This window comes from Pseudomonas sp. DF5 (assembly GCF_058148225.1).
In genome coordinates, this window is the sequence record NZ_JBYVYM010000037.1 from 21,668 (window position 1) to 35,918 (window position 14,251).

Below are 14,251 nucleotides of genomic sequence, written 5' to 3' on the forward strand. Positions count from 1 at the left end.
CTGTGGTGTTAACCGATGCTTCTCTAGAGTTTGCTCGCAATCATATAATAGCTTTTTACGATACGGACTTTTACCCAAAACCTTTTGAGTTTTATGCAATATGGTATTCTTGGGCCGAGGTTAAAAGCTATCTTCTAGGTACACCGCTCGCTAGCGCACATACGACCAATCCAAGAGTGCTTCCCTGGGCTAAGGCCCGCGGAGGATACCGGATTGTTCATCAGCTTGAACCCTTAGACTCGCTAATATATACCGCTCTGGTTTATTTAGTAGCCGAACAGGTGGAAGCTGCGCGTATGCTACCATCCATCGCTTGCTCTTACCGAATCGAGGTTGATGACAATAGCTACTTCTCGAAAGGTTCCGGATTTCCTGCGTACAGAGAGAGTTGCGAGAGGCTTGGTGATGTGTACGAATATGTGCTTTCGACAGATATTAGTGATTTTTATAATCAGATATATCTCCATCGAGTTGGGAATGTAGTTGATTCTGTCGGAGGAGCAGCTAACGCAGGAAAGGAAATTGAAAACTTTTTATCTCGATTGAATAACAAAGCTTCCCAAGGTATACCGATAGGGCCAGCAGCTTCAATAATTTTGGCTGAAGCAATTTTACTTGATGTTGATCAGTTTATATCAAATCACCATGTTGAGCATGTTCGTTATGTTGACGATATTCGTATCTTCTCTGATTCGGAAGAGCAGCTTTCAGAGATCCTCGAGGATCTCGTGGTTTATCTCCATGACCAACACCGACTTGGCTTGGTCTCAGAAAAAACCTCCATCAGATCATCTGCTCAGTTCCTGCAAGAAGAGCTTCAGAATCAATATCAAATGGAGAAGCTTGATATCCTGAATGAGATTGAGGCTGGAAATCAATATGGGGCTTACGAGTCGGAACCTGACATTGATGATGAGGATTATAAAGAATTCGATGGACACGAGGAATATTTTGAGGGAAGTAACGGCGAATCTGATGGTGAAAGCGAAGATCTAGGGGCCTCACTGTTGGATGCCCTTCTAAGAGCTCGTAACTTCGGTTATGTAGACTTGGCCGTTTTGAGAGCTATCATCAGAAGGGCTAAACATGGGCAAGTAGCCGAGATAGCGGAAGCGATACTCGATGACATTGAGTTTTATACTCCTGTAATTAATGACGTTTGTTTGTACTTGGTTTCATTGTCTACGCCAGCAATTAGAGAAATTTTACCGGCGCTGTCTGCGCTGTGCCAGAACAATAGAATAAGTAAGCGAAGTGTTCGAGTTTGGATGGAGTGGCTTTTTACCCGTGAAGCATTGTTTTTATCCGATCAAAATATTCGCCGTTATGTTTATCAAGGTGCACCAGCGTCCGCTGCCGCAGCTGCATTGTTAGAGGGAAACATCGCTTGGTCAAAAGAAGCGAAGCAGAAAGTCTTGACGTCAGCATCGTGGGACAGAAGAGCTTACATTCATTCACTCAGAATACTTTCAAAGGATGAAGCTGAGAAATATCTAAAATTTGTCAAACAGAATCCATCCTTAACGCACACAGACAAATGGGTGTGCATTTGGGTGTTGGCCGGATGTCCAACATCGTAGGCCTGCTGGCTAGCAATGGATTGCTTTGGCAGCTTGAACCGCCCCTCCGAATGGCAGCTTTTGGCTGTGGATTCAACCCGTGGAGAAATCAAGCCAGCCTTCAGCGAAGCCCTCCGCCACGTTCGCCTTTTTTGAGCGAAATTTCTGGGCAAGGTCTTCGGAAATTTCCTTCAAGTTGTGGCGATTTTCGTGAACTGGTGCGCAGTGAGTTCGATCGCTAGGCTTTAGTGGTCACTGAATATCAGTGAGGGGGTGTAGGAACCCTTTGAGCATCGGTAATGCGTTAGCAATCGAAGTCAGATTTGCGGCCGTCAATGTGCGTCCGTAATATCTGTCGCGGCGGCTGTGCGCGGGCACGTTTCGGCGTGGTCGAGTTTCCGATGCTCGGTATTCCTACCCCGCGTATAGCTGCCACCCATGCCTGTAGGAAGGCTTTTGGCAGCTCCCATTTTCATCGGAAGGTCTCAAATGCCAACACTACATCCTGATCCACCCTACGAAAAACCAATTCCCCATCCCAAAAACCGCTTCATGGCGTTGACCAGCAACTGCACCGACATGCCCACCCTGTTTGTCGACACCCACGCGCCGCTGGACATTCTGACCGAAGCCGCCAGCTATCGAATTCGCGCCGTCACCCAAGTGCTTGAGAACCTGTCCATGCGTGGCTCAGTCGAGTGCGATTCGATGATCCTCAGCGACTTTGCCTTGCTCTGTGCCATTCCGCTGCGCGATGGCTGTGATGTGCTGGATGTGATTGGGCGGCGGTTGCGGGCTCGGTCTTCGGACTAGATCCGAGTGGTTTTTGTGGCGAGGGGGCCTTGCCACAAAAGCAAGATCAAAAGATCGCAGACTTCAGCGGCTCCTACGGATTCGGTGGGGCAAACAAATCCGCAAACATACAAGCGAGGCTTGCGCGCGAAGGATGTACCGTGGTTTTTCAAGTATTACGCGTTATCGTTCTTCGCGGGCAAGCCTCGCTCCTACAGGTTTTGCGTTCAAGATCAAATATGGCAAATCACCGATGCCCGGCAACCAACGCTTCTTCGGTTGTCGGCACCGCCAGGCTATCAATCACATGCACGCTATACCCCGGCACATTCTTGGCGTGGTGTTTGGCCTGGGAGGCCATTTCCGCTAGCTGGCTCGCGTCGAGTTGTCCGCAGGCCTGTGGATGCAGATGTACCACGCCGATGGACAGGGACAGCAGCGGAAACTCCTGGCGCACACCCTGGCGGTTGGGGGCGATGAAGCAGCCGGCTTCGAGGTGTTCGTTGCGGTAGAAGCGTCGGCATTGGCTGTGGAAGTCGTCCAGCAGTTGGTTCAGGCGTTTGCGCCAGTCTTCCGGGCCGAGCACCAGCAGGAAGTCGTCACCGCCGATATGGCCGACGAAGTCGCGGGACGGGTCGACGCGGTCGTTCAGGCATTGCGCCAGGCACAGTAGGACTTCATCCCCGCGACCGTAGCCGTAGATGTCGTTGAAGGGTTTGAAGCTGTCGATGTCCACGTAGCAGATCACCGACTCCCGTTCCTGTTGCAGCAGGCGTGTCAGGCATTGCTGGATCGGCACGTTGCCTGGCAGCAGGGTCAGCGGGTTGGCGTAGCGGGCTTGCTGGATTTTCAGTTCGGTAATCAGTTTGAGTACGTCGATCACTCGGCCCAGGCCCAGATAGCCGCCGTTGAGGGTGATGATGAAGTCTTCTTCGATGCGTTGGCGGGCGCGGCTGGTGATCAGGCGGCTGACCTGTTGCAGCGACTGGCTCAGTTCCACGGCGAGGAAGTCGTCGCTCATCAAGCGGCTGATGGGTTTGCGGGCGAACAGGTCGGTGGCAAAGGGCTTGAGCAGGGCATCCGAAAGCGAATGACGGTGAACAATGCCGCACGGCCGGCCTTGCTTGTCGAGCACCGCCAGGGAGTTCAGGTTGGCCTGGCGACGGAAGGCTTCCAGTACGGTGGCGGTCGGGGTGTCGCTGGCCATCGCCGGTTGGTCGTTGAGCAGGGCGCTGAGGTCACTGGCGTCCTCGTTCAGCATCGCTGCGGCGCTGGTTGGTTTGGGCATCAAGGTTCGGGCATCGCGGGGCGGATGCTCCTGGGGCCGGCAGAGCAGATAGCCTTGCACAAGATCGACGCCCATTTCGGTCAGCACGGCGAGTTCTTCTGGCAATTCGATGCCTTCGGCGATCACTTTTGCCCGCGAAGCCTTGGCGATCTGCAGGATCGAACCGACGAATTCACGTTTGAGCGCGTCCTGATGAATGCCGTCGATGAAGTGCCGATCGATCTTGACGTAATCCGGCCGCAATTCAGACCACAGCCGCAAGCTCGAATAACCCGCGCCCAGATCATCCAGCGCAATCGAAAAGCCCATCGCCCGATAGTGATGCAGGGCGGTTTGCAGCAACTGGAAATCGTCGGTCGGGGTCTGTTCGGTGAGTTCGATCACCACCTGGCTCGGCGGTATGCCGAAATCCTGCAGCAGTTGCAGGGTGCGGCCGGGTTGGTGGGCGGCTTCGAGCAGGGATTCCGGGGACACATTGAGGAACAGTTTGCCGGGCAGTTGCTGTTCATTAAAACGTCGGCAAGCGCTTTGGCGGCAAGCGATTTCCAGTTCGCTGAGGCGACCGGCCTGGCGAGCGACCGCGAACAGGGCAATGGGGGAGTGCAGCGGGCTGTTGGAGGGGCCACGGCTGAGGGCTTCGTAGCCGATGATCTGTCGTTCGGAGAGGGAGATGATCGGCTGGAACAGGCTGTGCAAACCGCTTTGAGTCAGTATTGAGCTCAAGGCACTCAGCTGTTCGGTTGTGGTCATGGCGATCTCTGGCGATAAAAAAAGGACTGAGAGCGCAAAGCTCCCAGTCCTTTATTTCACGACAGAATGATGTCTGTTTGATGACACTCCGGGGAGCGTCAGTATTAAATTGCCATCATCTTGATTGTAAGCACTTAGTGCTTGGCGACCGCGGTGTTGAGTTTCAAGTAATCCAGCAGAATCCGCCCGGTCTCGCTCAGGTAGGCGTCGTCTTCTGGTTTGGTCTTGTCCGGCTCGGCCGCGATGGCATCTTCGTCTTCTTTCTTCAGCTCTTTGAGCGGCTCTTCACCCTTGGCCTTGCGACGGATGTTTTCCATGGCCAGTTGCTTGGCTTCGATATCGGCGTGTTGTGCACGACGGTCGGCTTCATTGAGGCTGACGGTTTTTTCGGCCATCAGCTTCTGGGCCAGGGCCAGTTTGTCGCGAATGAACACGAACTCCGCGTCTTTGGCCGTGCGCACGTCATGCTCGGACTTGAGCTGTGTGATGTACGGTTTGAACGGGTCGAGCGCCGGCTTGATGGCCGCACGGATGGTGTCCCACGGCATGGCTTCCGGCAGGGCGCTTTCGCCGATTTCCTTGGTGTCGATGATCGACGGGTAATCGATGTCCGGCAGTACGCCCTGATGCTGGGTGCTCTGGCCGGAAACCCGGTAGAACTTGGCCAGGGTCAGTTTCAGTTCGCCATGGTTCAGCGGCTGAATGGTTTGCACGGTGCCTTTGCCGAAGGTCTGGCCGCCAATGATCAGTGCACGGTGGTAGTCCTGCATCGCACCGGCGAAGATCTCCGACGCTGAGGCGGACAAACGGTTGACCAGCAACGCCATCGGGCCTTTGTAGAACGCGCCCGGGTTTTCATCTTCCAGTACATCGACCCGGCCGTCGGCGTTACGCACCAGCACGGTCGGACCTTTGTCGATGAACAGGCTGGTCAGCTCGGTGGCTTCCTGCAAGGAACCGCCGCCGTTGTTGCGCAGGTCGATGACCACGCCGTCGACCTTGTCTTTCTGCAGCTCGGTCAGCAGCTTCTTGACGTCGCGGGTGGTGCTCTTGTAGTCCGGATCGCCGGCACGGAAGGCCTTGAAGTCCAGGTAGAAGGCCGGGATCTCGATGACGCCGAGCTTGTAGTCCTTGCCATCCTGCTTGAGGCTGAGGATCGACTTCTTCACCGCCTGATCTTCAAGCTTCACCGCTTCGCGGGTGATCGGCACGATCTTGCTGGTCTGGTCATTCGGCGCGTTGCTGGCCGGAATCACTTCCAGGCGCACCACGGTGCCTTTCGGCCCACGAATCAGTTTGACCACTTCGTCCAGGCGCCAGCCGACCACGTCGACCATCTCTTTGTTGCCCTGGGCCACGCCGATGATCTTGTCGGCCGGAGCGACCTGCTTGGTCTTGTCGGCCGGGCCGGCAGGCACCAGGCGCACGACTTTGACTTGATCGTTATCGCTCTGCAACACGGCGCCGATGCCCTCCAGGGACAGGCTCATGTTGATGTCGAAGTTCTCCGCGTTATCCGGCGACAGATAGTTGGTGTGCGGGTCGTACGACATGGCGAAGGTGTTGATGTACGCCTGGAAGATATCTTCCGCGCGGGTCTGGTCCAGACGCGCCAGCTGATTCTTGTAACGCTTGGTCAGGGTTTCCTGAATCTGCTTTGGCTCTTTGCCGGAGATCTTCATCCGCAGCACTTCGTCCTTGACGCGTTTGCGCCACAGGTCGTCGAGCTCGGCGGTGGTCTTGAGCCAAGGGGCATCCTTGCGGTCGACCAGCAAGGTTTCCTTGGTGGTGAAGTCGATCTTGTCGACGCCCTTGTTCAGCTCGGCAAGGGCAAAGTCCAGACGCGCCTTGACGCGGTCCAGATAGCGCTTGTACATGGTGAACCCGGCGTTCAGGTCGCCGCTCTTGAGGAAGTCGTCAAACTGGGTTTTCCATTTGTCGAATTCGGCAATGTCACTGGCCATGAAGTAGCTGCGCGATGGATCCAGCAGCTTGAGGTAGCTGTCGTAGATGATCGCGGAGCGCGCATCGTCGAGCGGCGGCTTGCTGTAATGGTGACGCTTGAGCAATTCGACGACGTTCAGACTGGCGATGACTTCGTCGCGATCGGGCTGAAGCTTGTCCCAGCTGTTGGCTGCGAACGAATTGCTCGACATCGGCAAGAGACCGAGACCAATGACAAGAGCGAGGGCGGTGCTGGGGAAAAAATGCTTCATGCTGATTCGACGCGGGGACAATTGATCACGCATATTAGGCCGTCTTTGAAGTCGCCGGTTCCCACAAGGGCCGGTCGCATAATGCAAGAAAGCCCGGCGCTATAGCTTCGGGCTCAGTCCAGACTCACTATGGAGGCACTGTGAAAGCATTGCAAGGCGTTGAGGGGCGAGTGGAGTGGGTTGAGGAGCCGAGTCCTACGTGCGATGTAGGACAAGTTCGTATCCGAGTGGCGGCAGCGGGACTCAATCGAGCCGATTTGTTGCAGAAAGCGGGCCTGTATCCGCCACCGCCGGGAGCCAGTCAAGCACTGGGTCTTGAGTGTTCGGGGGTGATCAGCGAGGTCGGCCCGGGCTCGTCCTGGCAGGTCGGAGATCGGGTTTGCGCCTTGCTGGCCGGGGGTGGGATGGCCGAAGAGGTAGTTGTCGACGGACGGCATGTGCTGCCAGTTCCCGAAGGATTGTCCCTGGCCGAGGCCGCGGCGTTGCCGGAAGTGTATGCGACGGTTTGGCTGAATTTGTTTCAACTGGCTGCGCTCAAGCCGGGTGAGAAAGTTCTTCTGCACGCCGGAGCAAGTGGAATCGGTTCAGCTGCCATTCAGCTGTGCAAGGCATTTGGCAACCCGTGCTGGGTCAGCGTCGGCTCCGAGGATCGTCTGGCCTACTGCGAAGCGTTGGGTGCCCAGGGTGGAGTGGTGCGCAATAAGGATCTGGACCGCCTGAACGATCTGGGGCCGTTCGATGTGATCCTGGATCCGGTGGGTGGCAACTATGCGGCGCTGAACCTCAAGCTGCTGGCTCGCGATGGCCGTTGGGTGTTGATCGGTTTGATGGGCGGTCGTGAAGCGCAGCTGGATCTGGCGCAGGTGCTGGCCAAGCGCGTGCAACTGCTGGGTTCGACCCTGCGCAATCGCGACGAGCAGTTCAAGGCCGATTTGTTCAGCGATCTCAGCCAGCACGTCTGGCCGCTGTTTGCCGAAGGGCGTTTGAGCCCGCAACTGGCCAGGACGTTTGCGATCGAGGACGCCGAAGCGGCGTTTGCGGAGCTGGCGACCAATCAGGTGTCGGGCAAGCTGGTGCTGGTGATTGACGACAGCCTGACCTGAACCCAGTAGGAGCGAGGCTTGCCCGCGAATGATGCGACGCGGTATGACAGATACACCGCATCGCATCATTCGCGGGCAAGCCTCGCTCCTACAAGGGCTCTTGGTTACTTCCAGATATGGATCGGCCAGCCGGCTTTTTCGGCGTGTTCGAGCAACACTGGATCCGGATTCACCACATGCGGGAAATCCACCTTCAGCAGCAGCGGCAGATCGTTGCGTGAATCGGAATAGAAACTCGCGCCTTCAAGGTTTTCCTCTTCGGCGTCCAGCCATTCCAGCAAGCGGGTGATCTTGCCTTCGCGGTAGGTCAGGGTGCCCACCGTGTTGCCGCTGTACACCCCGTGCGCCACTTCCAGTTCGATGCCGAGAATTTCATCGATCCCCAGACGGTCGGCAATTGGCTTGACCAAATGCGTGCCCGAGGCCGAGATCACCAGAATCCGGTCGCCGGCCTTGCGGTGGGCGGCGATGGTTTTGGTGGCGTCGCTGAAGATGATCGGCTCGATGAAGTCTTCCACCCAGGGCGCCACCAAGTGCTCGAGCTCTTGCGGCGTGCGACCGATCAGCGGCTCCAGGCTGAAGGCCATGTAGTCCTCCATGGCCAGGTGGCCCCTGCCGTACGCATCCATCAATTCCTTGTCGCGACGCAGGAAGGATTCGCCATCGACCCAGCCGAGGCGGGCCATCTGTTCGCTCCACAGCGAGGCGCAGTCGCCATGGATCAGGGTTTCGTCCAGATCAAAAATTGCCAGGGCCATCAGTACGGTTCTCTCTTCAACATCAGCAAGGTCATCAGGCTACCTCACACAGGGCTGTCGGATCGATGGAAAGTGCCAGGCGCTGACCATCGGGATGCAGATCGGACGCCGAGCGGTTCAGCACATCCACCACCAATTCCACCCCCCGAGCTTCCACCCGATAGCGAATCACGTTGCCCAACAGGCTGTGGCTGCGCACCTGCGCGTCGAGCTCACCGTTCAGGCTCAGTTCGATGGCCTCCGGACGAATGGCGATGCGGTGGGTGATCGGCCGTTGCAGCAGTTTGCTGGCGCTGTCGGCGTCCAGCAGGTTGTAGTTGCCGATGAAGCCTGCGGCGAACACGTCGACGGGCGCGGTGTAGAGGGTTTCGGCATCGCCACTCTGTACGATCTTTCCCTGATTCATCAGGAAGATTCGGTCAGACATGGTCAGGGCTTCTTCCTGATCGTGAGTGACGAAGATCGTGGTCAGGCCGAGTTCGCGCTGGATCTGACGGATCTGTTCGCGCAAGTGCTTGCGAATCCGCGCATCCAGCGCCGACAGCGGCTCATCCAGCAACAACAGCCGAGGCCGGGTCACCAACGAACGAGCGAGAGCGACACGCTGGCACTGGCCACCGGACAGCTGATGCGGGTAGCGGGCGGCGAAGTCATTGAGCTCTACCAGTCTCAGCACTTCGGCGACGCGTTTTTGGCTGTCGTCGGCGTTGACCTTCTGCATACGCAAACCGAAGGCGACGTTCTGCTCCACGGTCATGTTCGGGAACAGCGCATAACTCTGGAACACCATGCCGATCCCACGTTTCTGCGGGCTCAGCGGGACGAGGTCGTGACCTTCCAGCAGAATCTGGCCGCCGTCCACCGAGGTCAGGCCGGCGATGCAGCGCAGCAGCGTGGACTTGCCGCAACCGGATGGGCCGAGCAGGGTGACGAATTCGCCTTTCTTGATTTCGCAGTTGATGTCACTGAATACGGTGGTGCCTGAGTAATCTTTTTGAAGATGTTGGACGCTCACATAGCTCATTCGCTTTTGTCCTTGTTCAAGATATTGGCCACCCAGGTCAGAACCAGCACAAAGAAGAAGTAGGAAATCACCAGCGCACTGGTGAAGTGGCCGCTGCTGTTGCGCATGTTGTTGAGGTAGACCTGCAGGGTTTCGTAGCGGGTGCCGACGAGGATGTTGGCGAACACGAACTCACCGAACAGGAACGAGAAGGACAGCAGCAACGCTACCATCAGCCCCTTGCGCAGGTTCGGCAACACCACCAGGAAGGCTGCTTGAAAAGTGCTGGCGCCGAGCAGTTGCGCGGCGTCCATCAGGTCGCGCAGGTTGATCGCTTGCAGGTTGTTGGTGATCGCCCGGTACATGAACGGCAGCGCCACGGTGAAGTAGCAACCGATCAGAATCCATGGCGTACCCACCATCGCGAACGGCCCCGAACCGTAGAGCTGCAACAGCCCCACCGACGACACCACCGGCGGCACCGCGAAGGGCAGCAGGATCAGGATGTTCATCAGCGCGTCGAGCTTCGGGAAGTGGTAATGCACCACGAACAGCAGCGGCAGGATCAGCACCACCGACAGAATCAGCGAGCCGATACAAACCAGCAACGACTGACCGAACGCGTCGAGAAAACGCGGATCACTCCACAGCTGGATATACCACTTGAAGGTAAAGCCGCTGGGCATAATCGTCGCCGACCAACTGCTGGCGATCGAGTAGATCAAGGTTCCGAGCAGCGGCAATAACAGAATGGCAAACAGCAAATACACGATGACCCGGTGGTAGACACCGACGGGCCCCAGTTCAGCGCGAGACATGGTAGCTCCTCTTCAACAGCAGCTGATGCACGATGGTCACCAGGGTCATCAACGCCACCAGCACCACGGCCAAGGCGCTGGCGAGGTTCGGGTCGAGGGAAATGTCGCCGGACACCATCGCCGCGATACGGATCGGCAACACGTTGAAGTTGCCGGTGGTCAGCGCGTAGACCGTGGCGTAGGCGCCGAGGGCGTTGGCCAGCAGAATCACGAACGTGCCCAGCAGTGCCGGGGTCAGCACCGGCAGACCGATGTGTCGCCAGAATTGCCAGCCGTTGGCGCCGAGCAAGGCGGCGGACTCACGCCAGTCTTCGCGCAGGGCATCGAAGGCCGGGTAGAGCAACAGCACGCCCAGGGGAATCTGGAAGTAGGTGTAGAGAATGATCAGCCCGGTTTTCGAGTACAGGTTGAAATCCTGAATGATTCCGGCCTGTTTCAGCATGATGGTGAAGGTGCCGTTGAACCCCAGCAAGATGATGAACGCGAAGGCCAGGGGCACACCGGCGAAGTTGCTGGTCATGTTGGCGAACGCATTCACGAAGTTGCGCAGTTTCGAGTCGACCCGGCGCAGGGAGTAGGCGCCGAGTACGGCAATGACGATGCCGAATACGCTGGACCAGAAACTGATCTCGAGGCTGTACTGGATCGCCTGCAAATAGAACTTTGAATTGAAGATTTTGCTGAAGTTGGCCAGGCCCCAACCGAACTCTTCCGATTGCAGGCTGTTGATCATCACCCAGAGCAGCGGGGCGATCTCGAACACGAAGAAGAAAATCGCGAAGGGCACCAGGCACAGAGCGGCCAGCCATTTACTGCGGGTCATGGCGTTCACTTGAGCAGCTCCCGGCACACAGGTTTATCGTGGGGCACGCCCAGCAGTTCGCAGACGGTACCGCACAGTTCGGTTTGTTTCGGTGCAGCGCCTTGGTTGAAACTGAAGGCGTCGCCGAGGACGAACAGCGGCACTTCGCGTTCTTCGGGCAGCAGGCCGTTGTGCGAGCGGTCGTTGTTCATGCCATGGTCGGCGGTCACCAGCACCTGGTATCCGGCGTCGAGCCAGCCTTGCAGGTAGTCGGCGAGGATGACGTCCGCCGAGCGGGCGCTGTTGCGGTATTGCGGGGTGTCGAGGCCGTGCTTGTGCCCGGCGTCGTCGATGTTCATGGGGTGGATCAAGAGAAAGTTCGGCGCGTGGCGCAGGCGCAGGTTTTCCGCGTCGGCGAACAGGTGCGAATCCGGGTAGTGGTCGCTCCAGTAGAAGTGACCGTGCTGGATCGGCAGTTTCGGGTCGTCGGTGTGACGGTCCCGGGCGGCCACGAACGGTGAACGGTTATACAACTCGCTGACCCAGTGATAGGCCGCTGCGGCGGTTTTCAGGCCGGCGTCGCTGGCGTAATGGTAGATGCTGCGCTGGTTGGACAGGCGCGAGACGTTGTTGTGAACGATGCCGCTGTCGATCGGCGCAACGCCGGTCAGGATGCATTCGTAAAGCGGTCGGGACAGGGCCGGCAGTTCGCATTCCAGTTTGTAGAGCGCCGCGCGTCCTGCGCCAACGTAAGCCTGCAGATGCCCCATGGCGTGGCGCGCGACTTCGTAATTGAGGCCGTCGAGCACGACAAGGATGACGTTGTGCTTCATGGGGGTTGGGACTCCGCAAAAACAGGTGTTCGAAAAGGCTCAGGCTTCACTCGATCCAGTGTGGGAGCGGGCTTGCTCGCGAAAGCGGCGTGTCAGTCAACAAATGTGTTGAATGTCAGTCCGCCTTCGCGAGCAAGCCCGCTCCCACATGGATCTCCATCAGATCCCCCAATGGGGATCTATTGCCTTACGGCATATTGATGATGACGTCTTCCTGCCACTTCTGCGGCAACGCCTTGGAGGTCTTCTCCCATGCGTCGGCGTCTTTGATCGGCGTGACATTTTTGTACTGCTCGTTAGGCAGCAGCTTGGCCTTGACCTCTTCCGGCAGAGTCAAATGCTCGGCGCGGATCGGACGGGCGTTGCCTTTCGCCAGGTTGATCTGGCCAGCGTCGCTGAAGATGTATTCGCGGGCCAGCTTGGCGGCGTTCGGGTGCTTGGCGTATTTGTTGATGATGGTGGTGTAGCCGGAGATCACCGAGCCATCGGATGGAATCAGCACGGTGTAGTCATCCGGATTGGCCATCTTGGCCTTGTAGCTCAGACCGTTGAAATCCCAGACCACACCGACTTCGATTTCACCCTTTTCCATGGTGGCAATCGTCGGGTTGGCCATGGACAGGCGACCTTGCTTGGCGATGTCAGCGAACAGCAGCAGGGCCGGCTGAATGTTTTTCTCGTTACCGCCATTGGCGAGGGCGGCAGCCAGTACACCGTTGGCCGCTTGAGCCGCGGTGCTCACGTCACCGATGGAAACTTTGTATTTGCCGGTCTTGAGGTCGGCCCATTTGGTCGGTGCCTCGGAACCGTGCAGCAACTTTTTATTGATGATGAACGCGATGGAGCCGGTGTAGGCCAGCGCCCAGTTACCGTCCTTGTCCTTGGCCCAGGCCGGAACCTGTTCCCAAGTGCTCGGCTTATAAGGTTGCACCACGCCTTGCTTGACCGCGATCGGGCCGAAGGCGGCACCGACGTCGCCGATGTCGGCGGTGGCGTTGTCTTTTTCGGCGGCGAACTTGGCGATTTCCTGGGCCGAGCTCATGTCGGTGTCGATGTGTTTCAGGCCGTATTTCTTGGCCAGGTCTTCCCAGGTGCCTTTCCAGTTGGCCCAGTCATCGGGCATGCCGACGCTGTTGACGGCGCCTTCCGCTTTCGCAGCGGCTTCGAGTGTTTTCAGATCGGTATCCGCCGCCATGGCGGCAGTGCACAGGGCAATGGTCGAGCCTAACAGTGATGCCAGGAAAAACTGTTTCATCCGAAGCTCCTTTGGGCGTTTTCAACGCTGCGATTGCGGTTGTGTTGGTCTAGGTCAGCAATACCTGAGCCAATTTAGGCGTCCTGGATGACATTTTGATGTCGACGACCGGTCGGCCTGAATTTCCTGCGCTCGGATACGCGGGGTGCGAGATAAGCGTAGACCATGGCTAAAGGGCTGATATGAAAGGGACTTGGCCATGAAATTGCAGGTGTCTGAAGCAACCGTTCGGCGGCTTTGTCATCTGTCAGTCATCTGCAGTGCCTAGGCTTGCAGGCAGTTGATGGAGCCCGGTTTCGATCGCGGTTCTGCCCTGAATCAGTGCTGGTCTAGTCCAGATAGGTAACGTTGATGCGCATCGAGACAACCAAAGCGGTGACAGCGATCGGGCAGGTTCTGCAAGAACAGCTCGACCATGGCCTGTTGGCGCCCGGGAGCAAGTTGCCGGCCGAGCGCAAGCTCAGTGAGTTGTTCGGTACCACGCGGATCACCGTGCGTGAGGCGTTGTTGCAGTTGGAGGCCCAGGGCCAGATTTATCGCGAAGAGCGGCGCGGCTGGTTCGTGTCGCCGCCACGGCTGGCTTATAACCTGATGCAACGCAGCCACTTTCACGCGATGGTCAGCGCCCAAGGGCGGGTGCCGTCCACTGAGGTGATTTCCGCGCGTTTGCAACCGGCGTCAGCGGCGGTGTGTGCCTGGTTGCAGTTGCCGGCGCTGTCGAGCGTGATCCAGATATGCCGCTCGCGACGGATTGACGGGCGATTGGTGCTGTATGTGGAGCACTACCTGAACCCGCAATATTTTCCGGGGATCCTGGATTTCGATCTGAATCAGTCGATGACCGAACTGTATGCGCGGCATTACGACTTGCACTACGGGCGGGTGCGCTTCGAGATTGTGCCGACCGCGTTGTCGGTGGACGCGGCGGCGGCTTTACGGGTGTCGGTGGGCAGCCCGGGGTTGCGGATTGCCCGGGTCAACTACGATCAGCATCAGCGGCTGATCGATTGTGACCTGGAGTTTTGGCGCCATGATGCGATTCATGTCGGGGTGGATGTGGTCTGAACCCGCGCT

At 57.6% G+C, this 14,251-nt stretch carries 12 protein-coding genes; 4 read left to right on the forward strand and 8 right to left on the reverse strand.

Going from position 1 to position 14,251, the window contains the following annotated elements:
- Window positions 1-2 precede the first annotated feature (2 nt).
- The gene (locus AC30D7_RS26490) at window positions 3-1,580 is read left to right on the forward strand and encodes an RNA-directed DNA polymerase (protein ID WP_490136047.1); all 1,578 of its coding nucleotides are present in this window, start codon (window positions 3-5) and stop codon (window positions 1,578-1,580) included.
- Window positions 1,581-2,048: 468 nt separating this feature from the next.
- Window positions 2,049-2,372 (forward strand): hypothetical protein, encoded by a 324-nt coding sequence (locus AC30D7_RS26495; RefSeq protein WP_026286336.1) that lies wholly within the window; start codon window positions 2,049-2,051, stop codon window positions 2,370-2,372.
- A gap of 226 nt (window positions 2,373-2,598) precedes the next feature.
- Here the strand turns inward: AC30D7_RS26495 and AC30D7_RS26500 are convergent, their stop codons facing one another.
- Window positions 2,599-4,389, reverse strand: a complete 1,791-nt coding sequence (locus AC30D7_RS26500) for a bifunctional diguanylate cyclase/phosphodiesterase (RefSeq protein WP_490136048.1) — start codon at window positions 4,387-4,389, stop codon at window positions 2,599-2,601.
- Between the two features lie 134 nt (window positions 4,390-4,523).
- The gene (locus AC30D7_RS26505; RefSeq protein WP_490136049.1) at window positions 4,524-6,605 is read right to left on the reverse strand and encodes a carboxy terminal-processing peptidase; all 2,082 of its coding nucleotides are present in this window, start codon (window positions 6,603-6,605) and stop codon (window positions 4,524-4,526) included.
- A 140-nt stretch (window positions 6,606-6,745) separates the two neighbouring features.
- Here AC30D7_RS26505 and AC30D7_RS26510 point away from each other — a divergent pair, with 140 nt between their 5' ends.
- Complete coding sequence (locus tag AC30D7_RS26510) at window positions 6,746-7,708, forward strand: zinc-binding dehydrogenase (RefSeq protein ID WP_490136050.1); 963 nt, start codon at window positions 6,746-6,748, stop codon at window positions 7,706-7,708.
- A 104-nt stretch (window positions 7,709-7,812) separates the two neighbouring features.
- On the opposite strand, the gene AC30D7_RS26515 is transcribed toward AC30D7_RS26510, so the two are convergent.
- The 6 genes from AC30D7_RS26515 to AC30D7_RS26540 all read right to left on the reverse strand — a co-directional run bounded on the left by AC30D7_RS26515 (window position 7,813) and on the right by AC30D7_RS26540 (window position 13,177).
- A complete protein-coding gene (locus AC30D7_RS26515; protein WP_007936171.1) occupies window positions 7,813-8,466 on the reverse strand; it encodes an HAD family hydrolase in 654 nt (217 codons plus the stop codon).
- Between the two features lie 34 nt (window positions 8,467-8,500).
- Complete coding sequence (locus tag AC30D7_RS26520; protein ID WP_138866072.1) at window positions 8,501-9,490, reverse strand: ABC transporter ATP-binding protein; 990 nt, start codon at window positions 9,488-9,490, stop codon at window positions 8,501-8,503.
- Complete coding sequence (locus AC30D7_RS26525) at window positions 9,487-10,287, reverse strand: ABC transporter permease (RefSeq protein ID WP_105339723.1); 801 nt, start codon at window positions 10,285-10,287, stop codon at window positions 9,487-9,489. The genes AC30D7_RS26520 and AC30D7_RS26525 overlap by 4 nt, the downstream gene beginning before the upstream one ends.
- Window positions 10,274-11,110, reverse strand: a complete 837-nt coding sequence (locus AC30D7_RS26530; RefSeq protein ID WP_490136051.1) for an ABC transporter permease — start codon at window positions 11,108-11,110, stop codon at window positions 10,274-10,276. The genes AC30D7_RS26525 and AC30D7_RS26530 overlap by 14 nt, the downstream gene beginning before the upstream one ends.
- A gap of 5 nt (window positions 11,111-11,115) precedes the next feature.
- Window positions 11,116-11,922, reverse strand: coding sequence for an alkaline phosphatase family protein (locus AC30D7_RS26535; RefSeq protein WP_490136052.1), 807 nt, complete (start codon window positions 11,920-11,922; stop codon window positions 11,116-11,118).
- A gap of 187 nt (window positions 11,923-12,109) precedes the next feature.
- Entirely contained in the window at window positions 12,110-13,177 is a 1,068-nt protein-coding gene (locus tag AC30D7_RS26540; RefSeq protein ID WP_490136053.1) for an ABC transporter substrate-binding protein, read from the reverse strand.
- A gap of 351 nt (window positions 13,178-13,528) precedes the next feature.
- Between AC30D7_RS26540 and AC30D7_RS26545 the strand changes: the two genes are divergently transcribed.
- On the forward strand, window positions 13,529-14,242 hold the full coding sequence (locus AC30D7_RS26545) for a UTRA domain-containing protein (RefSeq protein WP_007940851.1): 714 nt from the start codon (window positions 13,529-13,531) through the stop codon (window positions 14,240-14,242).
- Window positions 14,243-14,251: the final 9 nt, after the last annotated feature.

Coding starts and splice junctions, on each gene's coding strand:
- AC30D7_RS26495 (WP_026286336.1), top strand. CDS start 2,049: ATGCCAACACTACATCCTGATCCACCCTACGAAAAACCAATTCCCCAT.
- AC30D7_RS26500 (WP_490136048.1), bottom strand. CDS start 4,389: ATGACCACAACCGAACAGCTGAGTGCCTTGAGCTCAATACTGACTCAA.
- AC30D7_RS26505 (WP_490136049.1), bottom strand. CDS start 6,605: ATGAAGCATTTTTTCCCCAGCACCGCCCTCGCTCTTGTCATTGGTCTC.
- AC30D7_RS26515 (WP_007936171.1), bottom strand. CDS start 8,466: ATGGCCCTGGCAATTTTTGATCTGGACGAAACCCTGATCCATGGCGAC.
- AC30D7_RS26520 (WP_138866072.1), bottom strand. CDS start 9,490: ATGAGCTATGTGAGCGTCCAACATCTTCAAAAAGATTACTCAGGCACC.
- AC30D7_RS26525 (WP_105339723.1), bottom strand. CDS start 10,287: ATGTCTCGCGCTGAACTGGGGCCCGTCGGTGTCTACCACCGGGTCATC.
- AC30D7_RS26530 (WP_490136051.1), bottom strand. CDS start 11,110: ATGACCCGCAGTAAATGGCTGGCCGCTCTGTGCCTGGTGCCCTTCGCG.
- AC30D7_RS26535 (WP_490136052.1), bottom strand. CDS start 11,922: ATGAAGCACAACGTCATCCTTGTCGTGCTCGACGGCCTCAATTACGAA.
- AC30D7_RS26540 (WP_490136053.1), bottom strand. CDS start 13,177: ATGAAACAGTTTTTCCTGGCATCACTGTTAGGCTCGACCATTGCCCTG.
- AC30D7_RS26545 (WP_007940851.1), top strand. CDS start 13,529: ATGCGCATCGAGACAACCAAAGCGGTGACAGCGATCGGGCAGGTTCTG.